The organism is Pseudomonas sp. SBT1-2 (assembly GCF_028640875.1).
Classification (GTDB): domain Bacteria; phylum Pseudomonadota; class Gammaproteobacteria; order Pseudomonadales; family Pseudomonadaceae; genus Aquipseudomonas; species Aquipseudomonas chlororaphis_I.
On sequence record NZ_JAQZAA010000111.1, the window covers coordinates 42,591 to 63,708 of the forward strand.

General features: G+C 60.1%; 20 protein-coding genes. 16 read left to right on the top strand and 4 right to left on the bottom strand.

Going from position 1 to position 21,118, the window contains the following annotated elements:
- Positions 1-83 precede the first annotated feature (83 nt).
- The 11 genes from lhgO (at position 84) to PVZ78_RS25675 (ending at position 12,384) form a co-directional block, all read left to right on the top strand.
- Positions 84-1,277: an L-2-hydroxyglutarate oxidase gene (lhgO, locus tag PVZ78_RS25625; protein ID WP_124299282.1), complete on the top strand. Its 1,194-nt coding sequence runs from the start codon at positions 84-86 to the stop codon at positions 1,275-1,277.
- A 63-nt stretch (positions 1,278-1,340) separates the two neighbouring features.
- Positions 1,341-2,681 (top strand): MFS transporter, encoded by a 1,341-nt coding sequence (locus tag PVZ78_RS25630; RefSeq protein WP_273829478.1) that lies wholly within the window; start codon positions 1,341-1,343, stop codon positions 2,679-2,681.
- Between the two features lie 556 nt (positions 2,682-3,237).
- Positions 3,238-3,930: a formyl transferase gene (locus PVZ78_RS25635; RefSeq protein WP_273829479.1), complete on the top strand. Its 693-nt coding sequence runs from the start codon at positions 3,238-3,240 to the stop codon at positions 3,928-3,930.
- A gap of 160 nt (positions 3,931-4,090) precedes the next feature.
- Positions 4,091-5,050 (top strand): AAA family ATPase, encoded by a 960-nt coding sequence (locus PVZ78_RS25640; RefSeq protein WP_009048745.1) that lies wholly within the window; start codon positions 4,091-4,093, stop codon positions 5,048-5,050.
- A gap of 5 nt (positions 5,051-5,055) precedes the next feature.
- Positions 5,056-6,000 (top strand): DUF58 domain-containing protein, encoded by a 945-nt coding sequence (locus PVZ78_RS25645; RefSeq protein WP_273829480.1) that lies wholly within the window; start codon positions 5,056-5,058, stop codon positions 5,998-6,000.
- Complete coding sequence (locus PVZ78_RS25650) at positions 5,997-6,491, top strand: DUF4381 domain-containing protein (RefSeq protein WP_025809167.1); 495 nt, start codon at positions 5,997-5,999, stop codon at positions 6,489-6,491. Before PVZ78_RS25645 ends, PVZ78_RS25650 begins: the two co-directional genes overlap by 4 nt.
- Positions 6,484-7,560: a vWA domain-containing protein gene (locus PVZ78_RS25655; protein WP_038579445.1), complete on the top strand. Its 1,077-nt coding sequence runs from the start codon at positions 6,484-6,486 to the stop codon at positions 7,558-7,560. The genes PVZ78_RS25650 and PVZ78_RS25655 overlap by 8 nt, the downstream gene beginning before the upstream one ends.
- Entirely contained in the window at positions 7,557-9,317 is a 1,761-nt protein-coding gene (locus PVZ78_RS25660; RefSeq protein WP_273829481.1) for a vWA domain-containing protein, read from the top strand. The genes PVZ78_RS25655 and PVZ78_RS25660 overlap by 4 nt, the downstream gene beginning before the upstream one ends.
- Positions 9,314-10,963 (top strand): BatD family protein, encoded by a 1,650-nt coding sequence (locus PVZ78_RS25665; RefSeq protein WP_273829482.1) that lies wholly within the window; start codon positions 9,314-9,316, stop codon positions 10,961-10,963. The genes PVZ78_RS25660 and PVZ78_RS25665 overlap by 4 nt, the downstream gene beginning before the upstream one ends.
- Before the next feature lie 124 nt (positions 10,964-11,087).
- Positions 11,088-11,510 (top strand): hypothetical protein, encoded by a 423-nt coding sequence (locus PVZ78_RS25670; RefSeq protein WP_273829483.1) that lies wholly within the window; start codon positions 11,088-11,090, stop codon positions 11,508-11,510.
- A gap of 148 nt (positions 11,511-11,658) precedes the next feature.
- Positions 11,659-12,384, top strand: a complete 726-nt coding sequence (locus PVZ78_RS25675) for a hypothetical protein (RefSeq protein ID WP_273829484.1) — start codon at positions 11,659-11,661, stop codon at positions 12,382-12,384.
- A gap of 296 nt (positions 12,385-12,680) precedes the next feature.
- On the opposite strand, the gene PVZ78_RS25680 is transcribed toward PVZ78_RS25675, so the two are convergent.
- Positions 12,681-13,502 carry a metal-binding protein gene (locus PVZ78_RS25680; protein ID WP_273829485.1) on the bottom strand — a complete coding sequence of 274 codons (822 nt, stop codon included), beginning with the start codon at positions 13,500-13,502 and terminating at the stop codon, positions 12,681-12,683.
- Positions 13,503-13,777: 275 nt separating this feature from the next.
- Here PVZ78_RS25680 and PVZ78_RS25685 point away from each other — a divergent pair, with 275 nt between their 5' ends.
- Positions 13,778-14,623 carry an HNH endonuclease gene (locus PVZ78_RS25685; protein WP_273829486.1) on the top strand — a complete coding sequence of 282 codons (846 nt, stop codon included), beginning with the start codon at positions 13,778-13,780 and terminating at the stop codon, positions 14,621-14,623.
- Here PVZ78_RS25685 and PVZ78_RS25690 read toward each other — a convergent pair.
- Positions 14,620-15,207, bottom strand: coding sequence for a hypothetical protein (locus PVZ78_RS25690; protein WP_273829487.1), 588 nt, complete (start codon positions 15,205-15,207; stop codon positions 14,620-14,622). The genes PVZ78_RS25685 and PVZ78_RS25690 overlap by 4 nt on opposite strands.
- A 405-nt stretch (positions 15,208-15,612) precedes the next feature.
- Between PVZ78_RS25690 and PVZ78_RS25695 the strand changes: the two genes are divergently transcribed.
- From PVZ78_RS25695 to PVZ78_RS25705, 3 genes are all read left to right on the top strand, one after another.
- Entirely contained in the window at positions 15,613-16,425 is an 813-nt protein-coding gene (locus PVZ78_RS25695) for a DUF2971 domain-containing protein (RefSeq protein ID WP_273829488.1), read from the top strand.
- A 219-nt stretch (positions 16,426-16,644) separates the two neighbouring features.
- Positions 16,645-16,860: a hypothetical protein gene (locus PVZ78_RS25700; protein WP_041989015.1), complete on the top strand. Its 216-nt coding sequence runs from the start codon at positions 16,645-16,647 to the stop codon at positions 16,858-16,860.
- A 99-nt stretch (positions 16,861-16,959) separates the two neighbouring features.
- Complete coding sequence (locus PVZ78_RS25705; RefSeq protein ID WP_273829489.1) at positions 16,960-17,442, top strand: GNAT family N-acetyltransferase; 483 nt, start codon at positions 16,960-16,962, stop codon at positions 17,440-17,442.
- 124 nt (positions 17,443-17,566) lie between these two features.
- Here the strand turns inward: PVZ78_RS25705 and PVZ78_RS25710 are convergent, their stop codons facing one another.
- Together PVZ78_RS25710 and PVZ78_RS25715 are read right to left on the bottom strand one after the other, a co-directional pair.
- Entirely contained in the window at positions 17,567-18,799 is a 1,233-nt protein-coding gene (locus PVZ78_RS25710; RefSeq protein WP_273829490.1) for an NADH:flavin oxidoreductase/NADH oxidase family protein, read from the bottom strand.
- Positions 18,800-18,899: 100 nt separating this feature from the next.
- The gene (locus PVZ78_RS25715) at positions 18,900-19,979 is read right to left on the bottom strand and encodes a saccharopine dehydrogenase family protein (RefSeq protein ID WP_273829491.1); all 1,080 of its coding nucleotides are present in this window, start codon (positions 19,977-19,979) and stop codon (positions 18,900-18,902) included.
- Between the two features lie 195 nt (positions 19,980-20,174).
- Between PVZ78_RS25715 and PVZ78_RS25720 the strand changes: the two genes are divergently transcribed.
- Positions 20,175-20,978: a type 1 glutamine amidotransferase domain-containing protein gene (locus PVZ78_RS25720; protein ID WP_273829492.1), complete on the top strand. Its 804-nt coding sequence runs from the start codon at positions 20,175-20,177 to the stop codon at positions 20,976-20,978.
- Positions 20,979-21,118: the final 140 nt, after the last annotated feature.

The window sequence follows — 21,118 nt, forward strand, 5'->3', positions numbered from 1 at the left end:
CCGTGCGGCGTCTTTTGTTTGCCTAGCTTTGTCTGACAACCTGATGATCAGACTCAAACAAGAATAACCAAGGTGACATCTGCATGATCTACGACTACTGCATCATCGGCGGCGGCATCGTTGGCCTCGCCACCGCCATGGCGCTGCTCGAACGCCAGCCCGGCGCCTCGCTGCTGATCCTGGAAAAGGAAAACGTCCTGGCCCGGCACCAGACCGGCCACAACAGCGGGGTGATCCACGCCGGCATCTACTATGCCCCGGGCAGCCTCAAGGCCGACCTGTGCAAGCGCGGCGCCCAGGCGACCAAGGATTTCTGCACCCAGCACCAGATCAAGTTCGAGGTCTGCGGCAAGCTGCTGGTGGCCTCCACGCCGCTGGAAGTCGAGCGCATGCATGCCTTGTATGAGCGCTCGCAGCAGAACGGCCTGAAGGTCGAACAGCTGGATGCGAAAGAACTGCAGCGGCGCGAACCGAACATCGTCGGCCTCGGCGGCCTGTTCCTCGATGCCACCGGCATCGTCGACTACAAGCAGGTGTGCGAAGCCATGGCCCGGGTCATCCAGAAGGCCGGCGGCGAAGTGCAACTGCAAACCACGGTGCGCGCCATCGTCGAAACCGCCGACAAAGTCACCATCAGCAGCGACGACCAGGTCTGGAGCGCCCGCCAGCTGGTGGCCTGCGCCGGCCTGCAATCGGATCGCCTGGCGGCCCTGGCCGGGGTCAAAATCGACCACCAGATAGTCCCGTTCCGTGGCGAGTACTTCCGCCTGCCGGCGGCGAAGAACAACATCGTCAATCACCTGATCTACCCGATCCCCGATCCGGAGCTGCCGTTTCTCGGCGTGCACCTGACCCGGATGATCGACGGCAGCGTCACCGTCGGCCCCAACGCCGTGCTCGGCCTGGGCCGCGAGAACTATCGCAAGTTCTCCATCAACTGGCGCGACGTGGCCGAGTACGCGACCTTCCCCGGCTTCTGGAAAACCATCTGGAACAATCTCGGTTCCGGCACCACGGAGATGAAGAACTCGCTGTTCAAGCGCGGCTACCTGGAGCAGTGCCGCAAATACTGCCCGTCCCTGGAAGTCGACGACCTGCTGCCTTATGAGGCCGGGATTCGCGCCCAGGCGGTGATGCGCGACGGCACCCTGGTGCACGACTTCCTGTTCGCCGAAACCCCGCGCATGGTTCACGTCTGCAACGCCCCCTCGCCGGCCGCGACCTCGGCCATCCCCATCGGCCAGATGATTGCCGAGAGAATCCGCAAAGCCCGTTGATCCCCGCTGCACGGGTGCCTGGCGCCCGCTTGAAAATAACTACAAACAACAAGGAATCCTCAGATGTCAGTACATGAGGCGGCCCCGGCCGCATGCGAAACGCCGCAACAAAAACAAAAGCGCCTGCGCAAGGTGGCGGCGGCGACCATCTTCGGCTCGATGCTGGAGTGGTACGACTTCTATCTGTACGCCACCATGGCGGCCATCGTCTTCTCGAAAATCTTCTTCGACCCCAGCAACCCGAAAGTCGCCTCGCTGCTGGCGTTCTCCACCTTTGCCATAGGTTTTATCGCCCGGCCCTTCGGCGGCATCCTGTTCGGCTACCTGGGCGACAGGTTCGGGCGCAAACAGGTATTGGTAATCACCTTCTGCATGATGGGCGTGTGCACCACCCTGATCGGCCTGATTCCCAGCTATGCCTCGATCGGCATCTGGGCGCCGATCATCCTGGTGCTGGTGCGGATCATCCAGGGCCTGGGCGCCGGCGCCGAGCTGTCCGGGGCAGCGGTGACCTCCTACGAACACGCCAGCGAAGGCAAGCGCGGCAGCCAGGGTGCCTGGCCGGCGCTGGGCCTGAACCTGGGCCTGCTGCTGTCGTCGCTGACCGTCTACCTGCTGACCATGAACGGCAACGACTTCCTGCTCTCCGGCGGCTGGCGCATTCCGTTCGTTTGCAGCATCGCCCTGGTCGGCGTCGGCTTATGGGTGCGGCGCAGCATTCCGGAAACCCCGCAGTTCGAGAAGCTGGATAAAGCGCCCGACAAAGACAACACCAAGGTCCAGGCCTCGCCCCTCAAGCTGCTGTTCAAGAACGACCTCAAGGGCCTGGCCGTGGTGTTGTTCGTGGCCATCGGCTACAACGCCCTGAGCTACATCTTCAAGACCTTCTCCCTGGCCTACCTGACCCAGTACAAAGGTGTCGAGGCCCATGTCACCTCGCTGTCGGTGACCATTGCCAGCCTGGTGGCGATCGTCGCCGTGCCTTGCTTCGGCTGGCTCTGCGACAAGTGGAGCAGCAAGAAGGTGCTGATGCTCGGCGGGCTGTGCTCGGTGCTGTTCGCCTATCCCTTCCTGAGCCTGCTCAATACCGGCGAGCCGCTGATGATCTACCTGGCCATCGCCATCGGCACCGGGGTATTGGCGCCGATGATGTTCGCCCCCCAGGGCTCGTTCCTCAGCCGCCAGTTCCCGACCCAGACCCGCTCCTCCGGCTTCGGTACCGGCCGGGAAATCGGCACTGCCATCGCCGGCGGCCTGGCGCCCCTCGGCGGGCTGGCCCTGGTGGCCAACTCGGCCACTCACTCGACCGATGGCGTGGCGCTGATCCTGGCGGTCTCGGCGGTGATGGTGGTGGTCTTCGCCCTGTGCGACCAGGGCCGCAAGCACTCCAGCTTCAAGAACTGAGCACCCACCACTGACGCGCCGTGCTGGCGGCGCGTCAGGCACCCGCCGCCATCCCCTTGCGCCGATCCTCACAACAGGTCCCAGCGTTGCGGACCATTACCGGTTATTGGCGCAATTGCACTCCACTTGACCACCCGTTTGCATTTGACCTGACCCGTCATTTGCATTCGTTCTGACCACCGCTTGCATCGGATTTCACCCGCACGCGTTGTAACCATGATCGGCAGAGAACGGCCAGGGGCTGCCGGGAACATAGCAATGACAAAAGAGCAACTATGCTAGGCCTGATGTCGGAATTGATCGAGCAGATCGAGCCTTGCGTCCATATGTCGTGGCCAAACAATGGAAATGGGATCGATCCACTTGTGTTGAATTGGCCGTTGCTGCCTCTCAAGGCAGGTCTGCCGAAGGAGGTCTGAAGTTGCGAATCGCTTTTCTAGTGAACCGGGACGTGGAGAGCAATCTCACGCTCAATTTCCTGTTGCCCGAGATTCACGAGAGCACAGTGGGAATCTTCCTCTCGGAGAGAGTGGGATCGGGCAGGAAGGTGCCACGCATGCTCGGACAACTGGCATTGATCGAGCAGGACCTCTTCAATGCCTTGCCCTCTGGGTTAAGCGGATCGAGCGACCAGCTCAGCAGCGGGCATCGATTCGGTTTTGCAGAACTGCAGCAACGCTTTGGGGTTCCTGTGCGGGTATTGCCCAGCTTGAGGGATCCTGCGGGCCTGCAAATGCTGCAGGATGCGGGAGCGGATCTGTTCATCTCAATCCGCTTTGGTCAAATCCTGAAGAGCGAAGCCTTGGCCATTGCGCCACGCGGCGTCCTCAATCTTCACTCTGGCCTCTTGCCTCAATATCGAGGTGTTCTCGCGACCTTTCGGGCGCTGCTGAACGGGGACCCGGAGATCGGTTGTACGCTCCATTGGATCGACAGTCCCGGCATTGATGTGGGTCGCATCATTGAGACTGCGCGTGTGGCGGTCGAAAAGGAGCGCTCCTTGCTGTGGCACATCCTTTCACTTTATCAACCAGGCGCGCGTCTCATCATGAACGCAATCAGGCGCCTGGAGCGCGATGAGCCCATGACGGGGACCTCTCAAGATCCATCTGCCGGGGCCTACTACTCCTTTCCCGGCGAGGATGAGCTGATGCGGTTCACGACACTGGGGTGGCGGCTCTTCGATCGCGAGGACGTTTGGGATCTTTTCGAATCGTACGGATTTCCGTTGCGGATAAGCGCTCCTTGAGCGCTGAACGGCGGCAAGGCTTACTGAGGCCAATTACCCACTATTTACAGAAATTTGCCAGCTGCCGTTAGTCGCCAGGGGCCCGGATAGATTAAAGTAACGCCCCCAGCCCTGGCGTTATTCGAACGCCCTCGGTCACCCTCTGCAGGAACAGTCATCGATGGAACATCGTGAAGCGCTACTCGCGCTGCGAACCTTTCTTTCAACGCAGATTCTCGGCCAGGAAAAACTCATCGAGCGCTTGCTCATCGCCCTGCTCGCCGACGGCCACATGCTGGTCGAGGGCGCCCCGGGCCTGGCCAAGACCAAGGCCATCAAAGAGTTGGCGGAAGGCATCGAAGCACAGTTCCATCGCATCCAGTTCACCCCCGACCTGTTGCCGGCCGACATCACCGGCACCGAAATCTATCGCCCGGAAACCGGCAGCTTCGTGTTCCAGCAAGGGCCGATCTTCCACAACCTGGTGCTGGCCGACGAAATCAACCGCGCCCCGGCCAAGGTCCAGTCGGCCTTGCTCGAAGCCATGGGCGAGCGCCAGGTCAGCGTCGGTCGCAGCACCTATGAGCTGTCGCCGCTGTTCCTGGTGATGGCCACGCAGAACCCCATCGAGCAGGAAGGCACCTACCCGCTGCCCGAAGCCCAGCTCGACCGTTTCCTGATGCACGTGAAAATCGGTTTCCCCGATGCCACCGTCGAACGGCGCATCCTGCAACAGGCCCGTGGCGAAGCGCTGAACGGCGAAACCAAGCCAGAGCGCCGCATCAGCCAGCAGGCGATCTTCGCCGCGCGCAAGGAAATCCTCGGCCTGTACATGGCCGACGCCGTGGAGGAATACCTGGTGCAACTGGTGATGGCCACCCGCACCCCGGCCAAGTTCGACCCGGAGATGGCCGAATGGATCGCCTATGGCGCCAGCCCGCGGGGCTCCATCGCCCTCGACCGCTGCGCCCGGGCCCACGCCTGGCTGGCCGGGCGCGACTTCGTCAGCCCCGAGGACATCCAGGCGGTGCTGTTCGACGTGTTGCGCCACCGCATCATTCTGTCCTTCGAAGCAGAAGCCGCCGGCATCGACCAGGACCGGGTAGTCCAGCGGATTCTCGACGTCGTAGCCGTCGCTTGACCCCGATGAACGCCAGCTCAGTCGATGCCCCGGGCATCCGCGTCAGCCTCGCCGAGCTGATCGAGATGCGCCATCGCGTGCGCGAAGTGCAGCTGTTTTCCACGCCGAGCCAACGCAGCCCGCTGGTCGGCCTGCACCACTCCAAGCTGCGCGGCCGTGGCGTCGACTTCGATCAGGTGCGGGTCTATCAGGCCGGCGACGACGTGCGCACCATCGACTGGCGCGTCACCGCACGCACCCAGGAACCGCACACCAAGCTGTTCCACGAAGAACGCGAACGGCCGATCTTCATCATGGTCGAGCAGAGCCGGCGGCTGTTCTTCGGCTCTGGGCTGATGTTCAAGTCGGTGCTCGCCGCCCAGGCCGCGAGCCTGATCGGCTGGGCCGCCCTGGGCCACAACGACCGGGTCGGCGGCCTGGTGTTCGGCGACGACGACCACTACGAGATCAAGCCACGGCGCAGCAAACAGAGCCTGCTGCAACTGCTCAACCGCCTGGTGCGGGTCAACCAGTCGCTGCACAGCGAAACCGAACCCGAGCGCGACGCCCTCGGCACCGCCCTGCGCCGTGGCCGCGAAGTGCTGCGCCCGGGCAGCCTGGTGATCGTGATCTGCGACGAGCGCGCCCTGAGCGACGCCGCCGAGCAGCAACTGAGCCTGCTGTCGCGGCATTGCGACCTGCTGTTGATGCCGCTGTCCGACCCGCTGGACCACGCCCTGCCCGCCGCCGGCCTGCTGCGCTTTGCCGAGCGTGGCGCACAGCTGGAGCTGGACACCCTCAACTACGAACTGCGCCAGGCCTATCGGGCGCAGGGCGAAGCGCGCATCACCCGTTGGGAACTGCTGGCGCAGAAGCTGCGGGTGCTGCTGATGCCCCTGAGCACCCAGAGCGAAATGGTCGAGCAACTGCGCGAGTACCTGAACCCGCAACGCCCGGGGAAAACCCGATGAGCAGCCTCGACCAACTGCAACCCTTGATCGCCCCGCCCGCCATCGACCTGTGGCCGCCGGCGCCGGGCTGGTGGCTGTTGCTGGTGTTGCTGCCGCTGCTCGGTTTCGGCCTGTGGCAACTCAAGCGCTTCTGGCCACGCAAGCAGCCCCTGCCCCGCGCCGAACAACCGCTGGACCCGGTGCGCCTGGCCGCCCTCGCCGAACTGGCGCTGCTGCCCAAGCCCTACGACGGCGCGCCCGCCGGCGCCTGGTTGCAACAGCTCAACGGCCTGCTCAAGCGCCTGTGCCGCAACCATTACCCCTACAGCCAGAGCCACACCCTCAACGGCCGCAAGTGGCTGGCGTTCCTCGACAACCGCTGCCCGGCGGCCGGCCTTACGCGCTGGATGGTCCTGGTGGAAGGCGCCTACAAGCCCGAGTGCAAGCTCGACGACAAGGCCATCGCCGGCCTGACCCAGGCGGTGGAAATCTGGATTCGCAAGCATGTTTGAGTTCGCCTGGCCGTGGATCTTCGCCCTGCTGCCGCTGCCCTGGCTGCTGCGGGTGCTGCTGCCGGTGGCCGACAGCGGCGAACCGGCGCTCAAGGTCAGCTTCCTCAGCGACCTGGAAGGCCTGGCCAAGCGCCGCGCCCGGGCCAATCTGCCGACCTGGCGCCAGCAGGCCCCCTTCATCCTGTTGTGGCTGTTGCTGCTGGTCGCCGCCGCCCGCCCGCAATGGCTGGGCGAGCCGCTGCCCGTGGCCGCCAGCGGCCGCGACCTGCTGGTGGCGGTGGATGTCTCCGGCTCCATGGACTTCCCCGACATGCAGTGGCAGGACGAAGACGTCAGCCGCCTGAACCTGGTCCAGCACCTGCTCGGCGACTTCCTGGAACGCCGCGAAGGCGACCGGGTCGGGCTGATCCTGTTCGGCAGCAAGGCCTACCTGCAAGCGCCGCTGACCTTCGACCGGCACACCGTGCGCGTGTGGCTGGACGAAGCGAAGATCGGCATCGCCGGCAAGAACACCGCCATCGGCGACGCCATCGGCCTGGCGCTCAAGCGCCTGCGCCAGCGGCCGGCGCAGAGCCGGGTGCTGATCCTGGTCACCGACGGCGCCAACAACGGCGGCGAAATCGACCCGCTGACCGCCGCCCGCCTGGCCGCCGAAGAAGGCGTGAAGATCTACCCGATCGGCATCGGCGCCGACCCGGAACAAACCGGCACCCTGGGTTTGCTCGGCCTCAACCCGAGCCTGGACCTGGACGAGCCGGCGCTCAAGGCCATCGCCGCAGCCACCGGCGGGCGCTACTTCCGCGCCCGCGACGGCCAGGAACTGCAAGCGATCAAGGACACCCTCGACCAACTGGAACCCGTGACCCAGCAACCGACCCAGGCCCGTTCGGCCCAGGCGCTGTACAGCTGGCCGCTGGCCGGGGCGCTGCTGCTGAGCATCCTGCTGGTGGTGCGTGAGCGCTGGCCGGACCATCCGCTGCAACGCTTCTTCACCCGCGAGCGTTTTCTGCAACCTTTGCCAGACTGGCGCGAACGGCTGAAACGCCTGCGCCTGCGGAGACGTCGATGAGCGAGCCGTTCTGGGCCGAACTCTGGCCCCACTGGTTCCGCCCCTGGTGGCTGCTGCTGTTGCCGCTGCTCGGCTGGCTGCTGTGGCAACTCTGGCACCGGCAGAAACGCGCCGGCCGCTGGCAGATGATCCTGCCGCCGGCCTTTCACGCCGCCCTGCTCAGCGGCGGCAACGGCCGCGAAAGCAAGCTGCCGTGGGTCGCCCTCGGCCTGGCCTGGATCCTCGCCGTACTGGCCCTGCTCGGCCCCGGCTGGCAGCGGGTCGAACAAACCAGCCAGAAGCCGGCCGACCCGTTGGTGGTGCTGCTGGAGCTGACCCCGGAAATGCTCGCCGGCGACGTCCCGCCCAATCGCCTGGAGCAGGCCCGGCGCAAATTGCTGGACCTGTTGCAGGTGCGCAGCGATGCGCAGACGGCAATCGTGGTCTATGCCGGCAGCGCCCACACCCTGGTGCCGCTGTCGGATGACCTGGCCACCAGCCGCAACCTGCTGGAAGCCCTCAAGCCATCGATCATGCCCCAGCCCGGGCACCGCGCCGACCTGGCGCTGCTCAAGGCCTTGAAGCTGCTGGACCAGGGCGCGCTGGGCCAGGGCCGGATCCTGCTGATCGGCTCGTCCCTGAGCGAGCAGGAACGCCAAGGCATCCGCCAGGCCCTCGGCGGCCAGGCGCCGCAACTGTTGATGCTCGGGGTCGGCAGCCGCCAGGGCTCGCCGGTGGCCCAGGAAGACGGCAGCTTTCTCAAGGACGAACAGGGGGCGATTCTCATGTCGCGCCTCGACAGCCCGAGCCTGAAGCGCTTTATCGGCGAGGTCGGCGGCCGTTATCGCCCGGCACGCCTGGACGATAACGACCTGCGCGGCCTGGGCCTGCTCAGCGGCCCGCAGAACCTGCGCAGCGACGGCCAGACCCTGCGCCTGGACACCTGGGCCGACCAGGGTTACTGGCTGCTGCTGCCCTTGTTGCTGCTGGCCGCCTGCGCCGGGCGCCGCGGCTGGCTGTTCTGCCTGCCGCTGTTGCTGTTCGCCGTGCCGCAGCCCAGCTACGCCTTCGAGTTCAACGACCTGTGGCTGCGCCCCGACCAGCAGGGCCAGCGCCTGCTGGAGCAGAAGCGGCCCGGCGAGGCGGCGCAGCATTTCGAGGACTCGCAGTGGCAGGGGGTGGCGTTGTACGAGGCCGGCAACTACGCCGCTGCCGCTCAGCGCTTCGCCGAAGGCAACGACGCCCGCGCCCACTACAATCGTGGCAACGCCCTGGCCAAGAGCGGCGAGCTGGAAGCCGCGCTGGATGCCTACGAGCAGGCCCTGGAGCTGCAACCGGAGCTTTCGGCCGCACAAAAGAACAAGGCCCTGGTCGAACGCCTGCTGCAGGAAGCCGAGCCTGCGCCGCCGGAAGAACCGGCCAAGGGCGAAAGCCAGGACAACGACGAAACCCATCAGCCGCCACAAGCCGGCGCGGCGACCCAGGCACCGGTCACCCCGGGCCAGCAGCCACCGGAGAACAGCCACCCGACCACCGCCGACGAGTCGACGGACGACGAGGTCGCCACCCCGGGCAACGATGCGATTCCCGGCAGCGAGCTGGGCGACGAACAGACCACCACGCCGCCGCTGCGCGATGCCCAGGACAATTTCGACGGCGAACACCGTCAGGCATTGGAACAATGGCTGCGGCAGATTCCGGACGATCCGGGCGAACTGCTGCGCCGCAAGTTCTGGTACGAACAGCAACAACATCAGGATCAGGGAAAAATTCGATGACCCGCTTCACCACCCTCTTACTCACGCTGCTGTTGACGCTCGGCGCCTTTGCTGCCCGGGCCGAGGGGCTGGTCGCCAGTGTCGACCGCAGCCGCGTGAACTCCGGGGAAACCGTCGAGCTGACCCTGGAATCCAACAATGTCACGCTGTTCGGCAAACCCGACCTGACGCCGCTGCAAGCGCAGTTCGAGGTCCAGGGCACGCGCCAGGTCAACCAGTTGACCAGCCTCAATGGCGACAACCGCGCCATCACCCGCTGGATCATCACCCTGCTGCCCAAGACCACCGGCACCGTGGTGATCCCGGCCCTGCAACTGGGCGAAGTACAGAGCCAGCCGATCACCCTGCAAGTGCTGCAAAGCGAAAACCGCAACGACAGCGCGCCGCTGGAGCCGGTGTTCATCGACGCCAGCCTCGATCAGGACAGCGTCTACGTGCAGGCCCAGGCGGTGCTGACCCTGCACATCTATCACTCGGTGTCGCTGTACGACGACAGCAGCCTGACGCCGTTGCAGATCGACGATGCCCGGGTCGAACAGCTCGGCGAGTCGCGCACCTATGAAAAGGTCATCAACGGCGTGCGCCACGGCGTGATCGAGATCCGCTACGCGATCTTTCCCCAGCACAGCGGCGTGCTGAATATTCCCGAGCTGATCTTCAGCGCCACCCTGGCCGATGCCGCGAACACCCAGGCCCCGGCGCCCCAGGGCCTGAAACCGGGCAAGCTGGTGCACGTGAGTTCGGCGCAGATGCCATTGACAGTCAAGGCCAAGCCGGTCGAATACCCGGCCAACGCGCCCTGGCTGCCGGCCCGCAGCCTGAGCCTGAGCGAAAGCTGGAACCCCGAGCCGGACCACAGCCAGGTCGGCGACTCGCTGACCCGCAGCCTGACCCTCAAGGCCGAAGGCCTGTCCAGCTCGCAGCTGCCACCCTTGCCGGTGACCGAGGCCAATGGCCTGCGCAGCTACCCGGACCAGCCGCAGCTGAGCAATCAGGTCAGCGACCGCGGGCTGATCGGCAGCCGCGAAGACAGCCAGGCCCTGGTGCCGAACCGCAGCGGCAGCATCGACCTGCCGGCGCTGGAAGTGGTCTGGTGGAACACCCATGAGGACCACCTGGAACGCAGCAGCCTGCCGGCGCGTACCCTGCAAGTGGCGAACAACCCGAGCCTGGTGGTGGACACCCCGGCCGGCGCGACGCCAGCCGGCGTCAGTGACGACAGCACCACGCTCTGGGCCTGGAAACTCAGCACCCTGCTCCTCGCCTGCACCACCCTGCTGGGCTTCGGCCTGTGGTGGCGGGCGCGCTGGCAACCGGCGATCCTGCGCGCCGCGCAGACCGGCCCCAGCCCACGCACCCTGCTCGACGACCTCAAGCGCGCCTGCCTGGCCAACGACCCGCAGGCCACCCGCCAGGCCCTGGACGCCTGGGCCCGCCAGCAACCGGAAACCCTGGCCGACATGGCCGCGCGCTTCGTGCCCCTGTCCGACGCCCTGGACGGCCTCAACGGCGCGCTCTACAGCGAAACCGGCCACTACTGGCAAGGCGAAGAACTGTGGCGCGCGATCCGCGCCATCCCGATCGCCGAACACGTACAGACCCCGCTGGCCGACACCAGCAGCCTGCCGCCGCTGTACCCGAAATAACCGAGGAAACCGCACAGCCTTGCGCTGCGGTTTCTGCCCCCCATTTCAGAATTCTCCCATTCCTCAGCACGGGCCGAGAGTGAGCTAATCCCCACTCTCCCCCCGCCGAGGCAGGCCACGAATTTTGATCATCACCTCCAGCGCCCGATTTCTGCTCGTCACCCACTTGAGTGGCGGCACCCTCCAGCCAACCAACCATCTGCGTGAGCGGCTGAACTCAATTCTCGATCATGAACTGAAGGCTGATTGCCAGTTGTTGTTCTGCAATGCCGAGCAGACGGAGTTGGGATGGCTTATTCAGTCGAGCCAGACCTATCGGGAGATCGATGCCAGGCTGTCCCGCCTGGCCCTGCCCGACTCCCCAGCGCTGCGCACTACCGGGTTGCGTCTGGAGCGCTTTGAACTGTTTGAGCAATATGAACAACGTGGGCTGGGTGCTGCTTGGCTGTGGTGCGGGAGTCTTGTTGAAAAAATGTACCTGAGATGGCTGGCGCGGGCTTACCCGATATCGGGTAAGCCTGACGATGGGAAATCGACACTTCGCTGAAGTGTCTGCTTTCGGCCAGAAGCCGCCGGTCGAGCCAGGTAGCTTCCTACCCATTCTGTGATTTAGCACTGGCAGAAATTGGCAAAAGCAAGACAATTGAACGCGTCTAGGAATCAACGTCGACTCAAAACTCAAAAAGAGCCTGCGCATGAAATTACTCAAGTATGTAATAACGAATGACTCAGGTTTGGCCCCCAACCCGTTCTTCGGCGTATGTTCGCTGGCGCTTTGCACGCCTAACCATATGAACGCAAATCTGCTGCCGGGAGATTGGATTGTTGGTCATTCGTCAAAGGCGACTGGTCATCGGCTGGTGTATGCCATGCAGCTGACGAAGGTGCTCGGTATGGACGAATACTTCAGCCAATTCCCTGAGAAGCATCCCAATCCCTACGGCAGTATCGAGCAACAGTACGGCGACAACATGTACTTTCGCGAGAATGGTCGATGGTTGCGTTTGCCATCGGCTGAGCACAATAGCGTGGAGTCCTTTCGGCAGGATCAGGGCCGCCGTGTTTATCTGGCGCAAGGCGAGAATCACTTTTGGTATTTTGGCGCAGCCAATCCTCTACCTGACCTCTTTGGATTTGCCGATCAGTTTCCATGGCTTATTCAGGGTCAACAGGGCTTTGGATACATTCATGATGCGGAGCGTATACCAGTATTCACTACATGGCTGTCATCACTGGGGCAAAGCGGCCTGCGGGGACAGCCGCGCGATCAGCAAGCTATTGCGACAGATCGCCACCTGATATCGATTGATCCTGAGCCTACCTGGCGCGATGCGCAATCGAATGTGGATCAAAACCAATCGGCCGTGGCCTGTTGCAAACGCATTGCTGCCCGTCCGAGTGTCACCAAGCGGGGCTGTTGAGCAACGTTAGATTGGTGAGTACATCGAACTAGCGCGATGTTTCAGCCGATACACTGCTACTTTTCACACCTCTAAGGTTGTTCGTGCCTCATATAGACCTGAACTCTCGCTGTCCGTTGGATCTGGCACGCGAGACTAGAGACGGTCGATTTGTGCACGTAGTGATCGGCAGGAGTCGGCCAAAAGCTGCCTTCCGACGTCCACGAATTTAGCTCAATTTAAAAAGAGTTTCGAACAGCTTTTCATTCGTATAAGTGAGTGAAAAGGCTATCTCAGAAATGCAGAAGCATAGATATTCAGATGGGGTAGCTCACAATCGACTGACTACTATCTAATAGAATCATCTGATCCCCCTCTAGCCCAGCATTGGGAAAGGCAGCGTAAGGCAAATGTCCTGAATCCAGTTTCACGTAAAGTGTTTTGTCAGTGGGTCTCACAGGCATTGCACCTGATGGATAAATTCCCTGCCCTTTTTCTGTGATCAAAAATGCCAGCGGGAAAAATGACAAGAGGCTGAGGGTCGCAATGTGTCCGTGGTTTTTACAAGTAAACATTTTTATGCTCATATGCCTACGGTGCGGGTAGAACCAGACATAAAAATCATGGGTGTCCTCGGTGGCGGTATCGTCTCCCGTAACAAACTTTTGTAACGGGGCATAGTAGGGAGCAGGCAAAGGCTCTTGCAGGCACTCCTTTACAGTGGTTGCTGAGAGTACGTGTCCAACCATGGCACGGCAAAATCTCATCCCATCAAACGGCATATGCACATGATTGACTGGGCTGTCGGCTCTCAAAAAATAGTGTTTGATCTTCTCTGATATGCCTTTATAGACCCTCGCAACCTCTTGGTCATTAGTACCTAGATGTGAGCTATTGCAATGCTTGCAGATGGTTCTGAACTTACTTCCGTTAGACGACTTCACGCCAATGACAGGCTCAGAATTGATTCCCATAACCTCAGTCAGGTGAGCCTGCTCAACCTTGGTGATCGTGATACTGCCCTGGGGCGGAACATGATCCCAACTGAGTGGGCCGAAGGTCCCGCAGATCAGGCAGTAGCCTTCCCTGAGCTGAGTGTGATGACGGCGCTCTGTGAGTCCTTTCGTGTAGTTTCCCATTACCGCATACTTTGCTCGAGATAGACGCATTGATCTTAGCAGGCGGGCCCTGAACTGCCCTTGGTTGAGTAGACGCAGTGAGCGCCTGCTCTTGGCCGAAAGCGGAAATTCGCGTGCGTGTTGATTTGGGGCTGCCCTATAGCGTGCTCTGAAAACTGACACCTAGCGACACTTGTTGAGGGGGCTCTCCGGTCTATCTATCGGCTATGGCGTAGGATAAAACCTGTCCATACATTGGTTGTTTATCTTCAGCGTTGTCTGAGTAGGGAGTGGTAATGGAACTCGTGGTAAACGAGGAGCAGGTTTTAAAGAATCTTGATGTCCTGGATCGTACAAGGCGTCTTGCAGGCGGGGATGGGGACATCTGTCGTGACCTGATCAAAAATGGCAAATGCTACCTTCCCTACCTCACCGGGGCGGGCATCGCTTTCGCCCCATCGAGGTTTATTGGTTATGTAGGAAATGAAATCCAGGCACATGGCAGTAACCAGGATAAGCACGGTAGTCGCACCAATGATGCCCTGAGCCGGATTTATGGGTCTCCGCCGGCCCCGAATGAGATTTTGCAACTGGCTTTTGAGAAATTTTGCTTTTCAACCGGCGTTACACCTAATCGTGACGGAGGTTATGGCGCGCCGCGAAAATTCTGGATCACGGACGAAGTTTCCGATGTGATCATCAAGGACCAAGAGGAGCAGGTGACGGCGGACGCGAAGCTAACTGAAACGCAAAAGCGCCAGGTCATATTGGCTCGGATCGGCCAGGGGGCTTTTCGTAAGAAACTGATCGAACACTGGGGAGCATGCGCGGCCACGGGATGTTCACAGATCGACATTCTCAAGGCTTCACACATCAAGCCTTGGAGCGAGTCCAGCAACGCTGAACGGCTCGATGTGTTTAATGGCCTGCTTCTCAGTCCCAGCCTCGATGCCTTGTTTGATAAGGGATATGTCTCGTTCGACGAGGGAGGAAGGATTCTGATTTCTCCTCACGTCTCTGACCACGACAGGCAGATCCTGAATTGCTCGGCAGAGCTGAAAGTGAAGCTGTCACCAAGGCACCATGAATACCTCGCCTGGCACCGAGGCAACCTGTTTGGCCGGAGTAAGGTTCGCTTTTAGGTATGATCGAACAGCTTCGCGTATTCGCACCACAGCTTTGAAAAGTTGTCCCAATCTGTGGTGTCGCTGGATGCTCTGAACTGTAGGGTGCCGGGTGGCCCCATTAATATGGGTTTGGTGAGTACGCTACTCTCAAGGCTGTAATGGCTCAAAAGCTTTTCGTCCGTCGGATTGCGTGGCGTAGGGTAGCGACCGGCCCAAACGACCGAAGCTTCGTAGAAGTCGAGTAGCTGTTTACGCTCATCATCGAGGCTCAGGCCGAGCGCCTGATGGAGTTTGTGCAAAAAGTGAATTTCAACCTGTCTCTGCGGCGTAACTCGCTGAACAAGAACAGCTTTCATGATCAGTTCTAGAGAGAGTCCGCAGAGCATATGATACGCCGGCCAGCACGCCACTTTCATGCTGTACCCGCTGCCGTAACCAAGCTCCTGTGCGATTGACGCGTCTTGAGGCCCCATCGAGTGCCAGAGTGCACCCGCTGACGTTTTCAAGTCTGCGGCACGATTAAACCAATGATTTGGGTGGCTTCTGTGCTCAACCAGAGAGGGACGGCTCGCAAGCCAGCCTGCATATTCGTCATCCATGCTTCTCAACCTCAGTCCCTTATCAGTTAGAGTGGGCAATTGCATTCCACTTTACCAGCTGTTTGCATCGAATTTGACCAGCGCAATGGGAGCGCCTTGACCGACAACCGTCGACGCCAAAGCGTTCGACTAGCACCCGCATGCAGCAACCCACCGCACGATCACCTATTAATGTTAGGTGGCGATGATCAAAGCATTCTTGTGGTGGTAGGACCTGCTTAAATGAACCTAATGGCACTATCCAGTGATGGCGTTTTGCCTATAATAGCCTAAAGCACAAACCCAGCAAGTAAAATTACACACCAGCGAAATTTGCCAGCGAAATAATTTCAGGCAGCCAAGACAATATTTTTCAGAGTTATAATTTAAATGATCCTATATCATTATACAGACCAAAATGGATTTATGGGTATTTTCCAGCAGAGAGAGCTATGGGCAACCAAGATTCAATTTCTCAATGACTCCAATGAACATAAGCTAGCATTGGATCTTGCAGCGGAACTTTTAGAAAGTTACGCAAAAAAATCACAAGACCGAAATGTAAAGGGACGGCTAAATCACTACAAAGACAGTATCTCCCACATTAAAGATAGGAATGTATGTGTTTGCTCCCTAACTGAAAATGGAGACTTACTTAGCCAGTGGAGAGGGTACTCGCAGAGCCATGGTGGATACTCTATCGGCTTGAATTATCATGCGCTGGAGCCCTACATAAGATTGCAGGGATTTAAACTGGTGCAGTGCATATACAACAAGGAAGAGCAGGTAAGCGTTGTCTCTAAGATGATTGAAACGCTGATTGAGGAGTTTAAAGACGAGCCCGAGCCTGAGTATGGGTTCGACATTAGCTATGAAAGCACGTCGACTTTTCTTGACCGACTATCAGAGATCGCCCCCGTGTTAAAGGATCCGAGCTTCGAAGAGGAGGCTGAATGGCGAATTATTGTGACCGCAAGCTTTAGAGAATTAAGTTTTCGTGCTGGAAAGTCAATGCTTACTCCTTTTTATAAAGTTAGCCTGCGAAGTAGTGATGATGACAAATTTAATTTTCTACCACTTGTCCAGGAAATTGTTGTTGGTCACACTCCTCACCCCGAGCTTGCAGTTCTGGCCACAGAGGCCTTCCTTATTAATATGTTTCCTCCTAGATTGCTAGACGGAGATTACTCGACACCAATCGAAGTGCGGAAAACCTCGATTCCTTTTCGAAACTGGTGAAAGATTATTCTTCGCAATGGAGTTACCTCACTTCCCCCTTCTGAGGGACAAGTGGTGGGGTTGGCAGCATTTGAGAGCGAAAATTTTATGGCCGCTTCTGGCCGATTACAGCCCTTCGCAATCGGCCATCCAGAGACGGACGCTTAACTGAAGGCGCCTTGCACAGCCATCATGAGCTTTATAGGATCTCGCCAGCAATCATCATCAATCGAGGTTCACATGGATAGCCGATCGCTGGAAATCGAGAGCGCCGTCTATGACGAGTTTCTAGACTTGTGGGATCAAGGGATCTTCAAAGAACAACGCCTGGGCCAAGCTTTCTACAACCATTTCCGCCTGCATCACCTTAGCGATCAAACAGCCTTATATAACCTCTACGAGGCTGAGGGTGAGAAAGCCCTGGTCGCGATATCCCGTCTTTTTCGAATCGGTTGACTGTAAGGCGCTATGAAGTGACAGCGTCGAAGCCATTCGTGGTGTACTGATTTCAACCCTTAGCGGTGATGACCTAACACTCAAGGAGAATTGCCCATCATGGATCAAGCCATCACGTACCGAACGGCAACCATAGAGGATGCACTGACCATTTGTGAGTTGGGACAGTTACTCAACGCGATTCATCACGCTGCCCGTCCCGATATTTACACCGCTGCCACCCAGGACTTTTCGCGCGACCTCCCGCACTGGATGAGTTTTCTCGAGAAACCGACCCAGGTTGTTTTCATTGCGCATATCGGCCACCAGGCCGCTGGCTTCATTTCCGCCAGCCTGTCGACAAGCTCCGGTCCGCTGATGCAACCGCTGGATTTCGTTCGTATTGGATCGGTGTGCGTAGACGAGCAATTTTGGGGAAAAGGTATTGGTCGAGCCCTTGTACGACTCGTTCAAGACTGGGCAATCGAGCACAACGCCAAAGATATAAGGCTGTCGGTGTGGACGTTCAATGCACGTGCAACCCGTATGTACACAGAGTTGGGGTTCGAGCCCCGGGCACTCGAGATGGGAATGTCCGTTTAGAGAGCATTCCCTCATGGTAAAAAAGAATGTCAGGCGCCCCTTCGTAGCGGGCAACTACCTAGGCCCGTACCGAGGCCGTGCCTGCTGAATTAACCACTTCCATATAGTTGAAATGGACATCGACTCACGCCGAACGCCGTTCTACCCACCGCCGGTATTGGCGAGTGCGACAGGCACTGGCGAGCTGTTGCAAGAGCAGCGCGCGTAAGGGTGACACGCCTGGATCGGGCTTTTTGTCCTGGCTGAGTTTGCGCAGCTGAAACTTGACGACCGCCATGTTGGCCAAGGAAGCGGCGGCCTTGTTTTTCCAGGTGATCGGTGGCAATTGCGGAGCATTGTCTTTACCCAGAAGCCAATCACGCGGCAGGTAAGGATCGATGGCCAAAGCCGTTCCGATACCGACCATGTCCACACCACTCTGGACGACCATTTCGGCAATGGGACGCCGACGTACGCCACCGGTGACCATCACCGGCATCCTGGCGACGGTCTGGATGTCACGGGCAAACTCGACGAAATAGGCCTCACGCGCCAGGGTGCGGCCATCGCGCGCCTCGCCTTGCATGGCCGGCACTTCGTAGCTGCCACCGGATAGCTCGACCAGATCCACACCCAGGTCATTGAGCAGTGCAACCACCTGCCTGGCATCGTCGGCGGTGAATCCACCGCGTTGGAAATCGGCCGAGTTGAGTTTGACCGCCACCGCAAAGCCTGGGGAAACCACGGCCCGCACCGCCTTGACGATCTCAAGCAACAGGCGCGCCCGGTTTTCCAGGGAGCCACCCCACTCGTCCGTTCGCTGATTGGTCAGCGGCGACAGGAACTGGCTCAACAGGTAGCCATGGGCCGCATGGATTTCCACGCCGGTGAAACCGGCCTCTTCACCGAGGCGCGCGGTACGTGCGAAGCTCTGGATAACCTCTTCGATCACGCTGGGGGTCATCGCGTGGGGCGTGGCGAAGTGCTTGGACATTTTGCCCAGGTTCAGCGGTATGGCTGACGGTGCCCAGGTCTTCTGCCCAAGGCTTGCCTGCATCTGGCGGCCGGGATGATTGATCTGCAGCCAGAACTGCGCACCGCCGGATCGACCGATCCGCGCCCAGCGACTGAACTTGTCCAGTTGCTGGTCATCCTGCAGCACCACGCCGCCCGGCCCGGTCATGGCGCGGCCGTCGACCATCACGTTGCCGGTGATGATCAGCCCGGCGCCACCATCGGCCCAGGCCTGATACAGACGCATCAGTTCTTCGGAAGGCGCCTGGTCGGCGTCCGCCATGTTCTCTTCCATGGCGGCTTTGGCGATGCGGTTCTTGATGGTCGAACCATTGGGGAGCATCAGGGTGTCGAACACATTCATGGGCAGTCCCTCATTTGACGTGGGACCAGCCTAAGCTTGAAGTAAACTTGAAGGTCAATAGCTTTTTTCAACTTCATCCGACAGTTTCATCGGACACCGTCTACTCGACGTTCAAGGCGCCTGAGCCTGGCAAGCGCGTCACCAGATCGGCGCCCAGCAACCTCGCGGGCGTGTAGGCACCGCCTGCCGGGCGCGTCTGTAACAGGTAGTCGACCACGGCCAGCGCACCGTAGACCGTCAGGCTGTAGACATTCGTAGTGTACAGGCGCGCCACTTTGCAATCGCCGCAAGCGTTACGGGCTTCGCCCCAGACATAGGTGCCCTGATCGGCGCGCTTTTCGTCATCCGGACCGATCACGGTCTTGCCAATGTGGGCCTTGAGCCGCTTCTGCACGAACGACAAACCCAGCAGCGGGCGAATGAAGTTGGCGAACCTGGCGCCGCGAATCATGCCGGCGGAGCCCGGCACGAACACCTCGATATTGGCAATGCCGGTGGTGTGATAGGCCGTGGAAACGTCCCCCCAGGGAATGGTCATGGCAAGCTTCTCTCCAGCGCCAAAGTCGATACGACGCACCTGGTAGGCCAGCGGTACAGACACAATTTTCCCTCCGCGACGGATCTTGCCGCCCTGGGCCATGCCTTCGATCGAAGTCTTGGCGGTGCCCGGCGACAAGCTGGAGCGCGAATCAAACCCCAAGGCCAGGTGCGTTGCATCCGGCAGCGCGGCCTTGAGCGCGGCGGCGACGCAGTCGGTGGGGATCACATCGAAGCCGACCCCGGGGCAAATCACCACGCCCGCCGCCTGCGCATGCTCATGCAGGGACTGGGCATGCTCGAACACGGCGATCTCGCCGGTGATGTCCAGGTAGTGCGAATGGGCCCGCAAGCAAGCGTCCATCATCGGTGCGGCGGTCGCCGAAAACGGCCCCGCGCAATGCAGAACCAAGCCATGGCCCTTGATCTGGGCCAGCAGTCGCACCTCGTCATCCAGCCCGAAAACACGCGCCTCAAGCCCCAACTCGCGGGCCAAGGGTTCGATCTTGTCGCGGCTGCGCCCCGCCAGCACCGGCCTGAGCCCACGCTTGACAGCTTCGCGGGCGATCAGCTCGCCGGTATAACCGTAGGCGCCATAGATCATCCATTTCATCGGCGTCGCTGGGTGGTCTTGCTGGCTCATGCTGTGGCTCCTGACAGGATGGCTAAGTGCGTTATTGCCTTGCCCAATCGGCGTCAGACGCTAACGTTGAAGTCAGGTTTAGAGTCAAGCAGAAGCGTGCCAGCGCCAACGGCAACTTTTGGGAAATCTGGGGGTTGACCTTAAAGCATGGTTCAAGGTGAGCATGCCTGGCACTGCATGACAGTCGGAGCCCGGATGATGTTGAAGACCCTTGTTTCTTGTGCGTTGGTATTGATAGGCGGTGTATTCATGACTTTTGCAAATGCTGAAACCAACCCTTCCACTGCAATGCCGAAGGATCGCCAGATACTGGTGATCATGACCAACCACGCCAGCTACCCCTCACGCACCGACACCACGGGGCTGTGGTTGACCGAGCTCACGCACTTCACGGATGTCGTCGAGGCCGCCGGTTATACGACGGTTTTTGCCAGCCCCAAGGGCGGAGCGATTCCGTTGGACGAGCGCAGCCTCGGTTGGCTCTACATGGACAAGGCCGCCCGTGAACATTTGCAGTCGCCGGCGTTTCGCGCTCGCCTGCAAAATACCCTGCCGATTGCCGATGTCGATCCGTCCCGGTTCAGCGTCATCTATTTCACCGGGGGCCACGGCGTCATGTGGGACTTCCCCGATAATCCCGACCTTCGACGTGTCGCCGAAACCATCTACAACCAGGGCGGCATCGTTTCGGCCGTCTGCCATGGCGTAGCGGGTTTGCTGGATCTGAAAGATGAACAAGGCCAGTTGATCATCAAGGGCAAGAACATCACCGGTTTCTCAAATCGCGAAGAGCTGTTTTCGGGCATGAAAAGTCAGGTTCCCTTCTTCCTCGAGGACAGGCTGGTCAGCCAAGGTGCGCGTTACCGCAAGGCCTGGTTGCCATTCACGGCATTTGCCATCACCGATGGACGCCTGGTGACGGGCCAGAACCCTCAGTCGCCCAAGGCGGTGGCTGAAGCCTTGATGGCCTTGCTCTCCGCTGGCAATGAAGCTCGCTGAGCCATTGCAAACGGCACGCTGAAAGCCAACGGAACAAGCCAGCTAACGACGCTTGACCTTAAAGTTCAGTTTAACGTTAAGGTGATTTTCGGCGGCTCTCAAAAGCCTGCCCTGGCGAATTTCGGCTGGCGTGAACGGCG

Coding starts and splice junctions, on each gene's coding strand:
- PVZ78_RS25690 (WP_273829487.1), bottom strand. CDS start 15,207: ATGGATGACGAATATGCAGGCTGGCTTGCGAGCCGTCCCTCTCTGGTT.
- PVZ78_RS25640 (WP_009048745.1), top strand. CDS start 4,091: ATGGAACATCGTGAAGCGCTACTCGCGCTGCGAACCTTTCTTTCAACG.
- PVZ78_RS25665 (WP_273829482.1), top strand. CDS start 9,314: ATGACCCGCTTCACCACCCTCTTACTCACGCTGCTGTTGACGCTCGGC.
- PVZ78_RS25695 (WP_273829488.1), top strand. CDS start 15,613: ATGGGTATTTTCCAGCAGAGAGAGCTATGGGCAACCAAGATTCAATTT.
- PVZ78_RS25660 (WP_273829481.1), top strand. CDS start 7,557: ATGAGCGAGCCGTTCTGGGCCGAACTCTGGCCCCACTGGTTCCGCCCC.
- PVZ78_RS25685 (WP_273829486.1), top strand. CDS start 13,778: ATGGAACTCGTGGTAAACGAGGAGCAGGTTTTAAAGAATCTTGATGTC.
- PVZ78_RS25715 (WP_273829491.1), bottom strand. CDS start 19,979: ATGAGCCAGCAAGACCACCCAGCGACGCCGATGAAATGGATGATCTAT.
- PVZ78_RS25680 (WP_273829485.1), bottom strand. CDS start 13,502: ATGGGAAACTACACGAAAGGACTCACAGAGCGCCGTCATCACACTCAG.
- PVZ78_RS25720 (WP_273829492.1), top strand. CDS start 20,175: ATGATGTTGAAGACCCTTGTTTCTTGTGCGTTGGTATTGATAGGCGGT.
- PVZ78_RS25635 (WP_273829479.1), top strand. CDS start 3,238: ATGCTCGGACAACTGGCATTGATCGAGCAGGACCTCTTCAATGCCTTG.
- PVZ78_RS25630 (WP_273829478.1), top strand. CDS start 1,341: ATGTCAGTACATGAGGCGGCCCCGGCCGCATGCGAAACGCCGCAACAA.
- lhgO (WP_124299282.1), top strand. CDS start 84: ATGATCTACGACTACTGCATCATCGGCGGCGGCATCGTTGGCCTCGCC.
- PVZ78_RS25650 (WP_025809167.1), top strand. CDS start 5,997: ATGAGCAGCCTCGACCAACTGCAACCCTTGATCGCCCCGCCCGCCATC.
- PVZ78_RS25645 (WP_273829480.1), top strand. CDS start 5,056: ATGAACGCCAGCTCAGTCGATGCCCCGGGCATCCGCGTCAGCCTCGCC.
- PVZ78_RS25655 (WP_038579445.1), top strand. CDS start 6,484: ATGTTTGAGTTCGCCTGGCCGTGGATCTTCGCCCTGCTGCCGCTGCCC.
- PVZ78_RS25710 (WP_273829490.1), bottom strand. CDS start 18,799: ATGAATGTGTTCGACACCCTGATGCTCCCCAATGGTTCGACCATCAAG.
- PVZ78_RS25675 (WP_273829484.1), top strand. CDS start 11,659: ATGAAATTACTCAAGTATGTAATAACGAATGACTCAGGTTTGGCCCCC.
- PVZ78_RS25700 (WP_041989015.1), top strand. CDS start 16,645: ATGGATAGCCGATCGCTGGAAATCGAGAGCGCCGTCTATGACGAGTTT.
- PVZ78_RS25705 (WP_273829489.1), top strand. CDS start 16,960: ATGGATCAAGCCATCACGTACCGAACGGCAACCATAGAGGATGCACTG.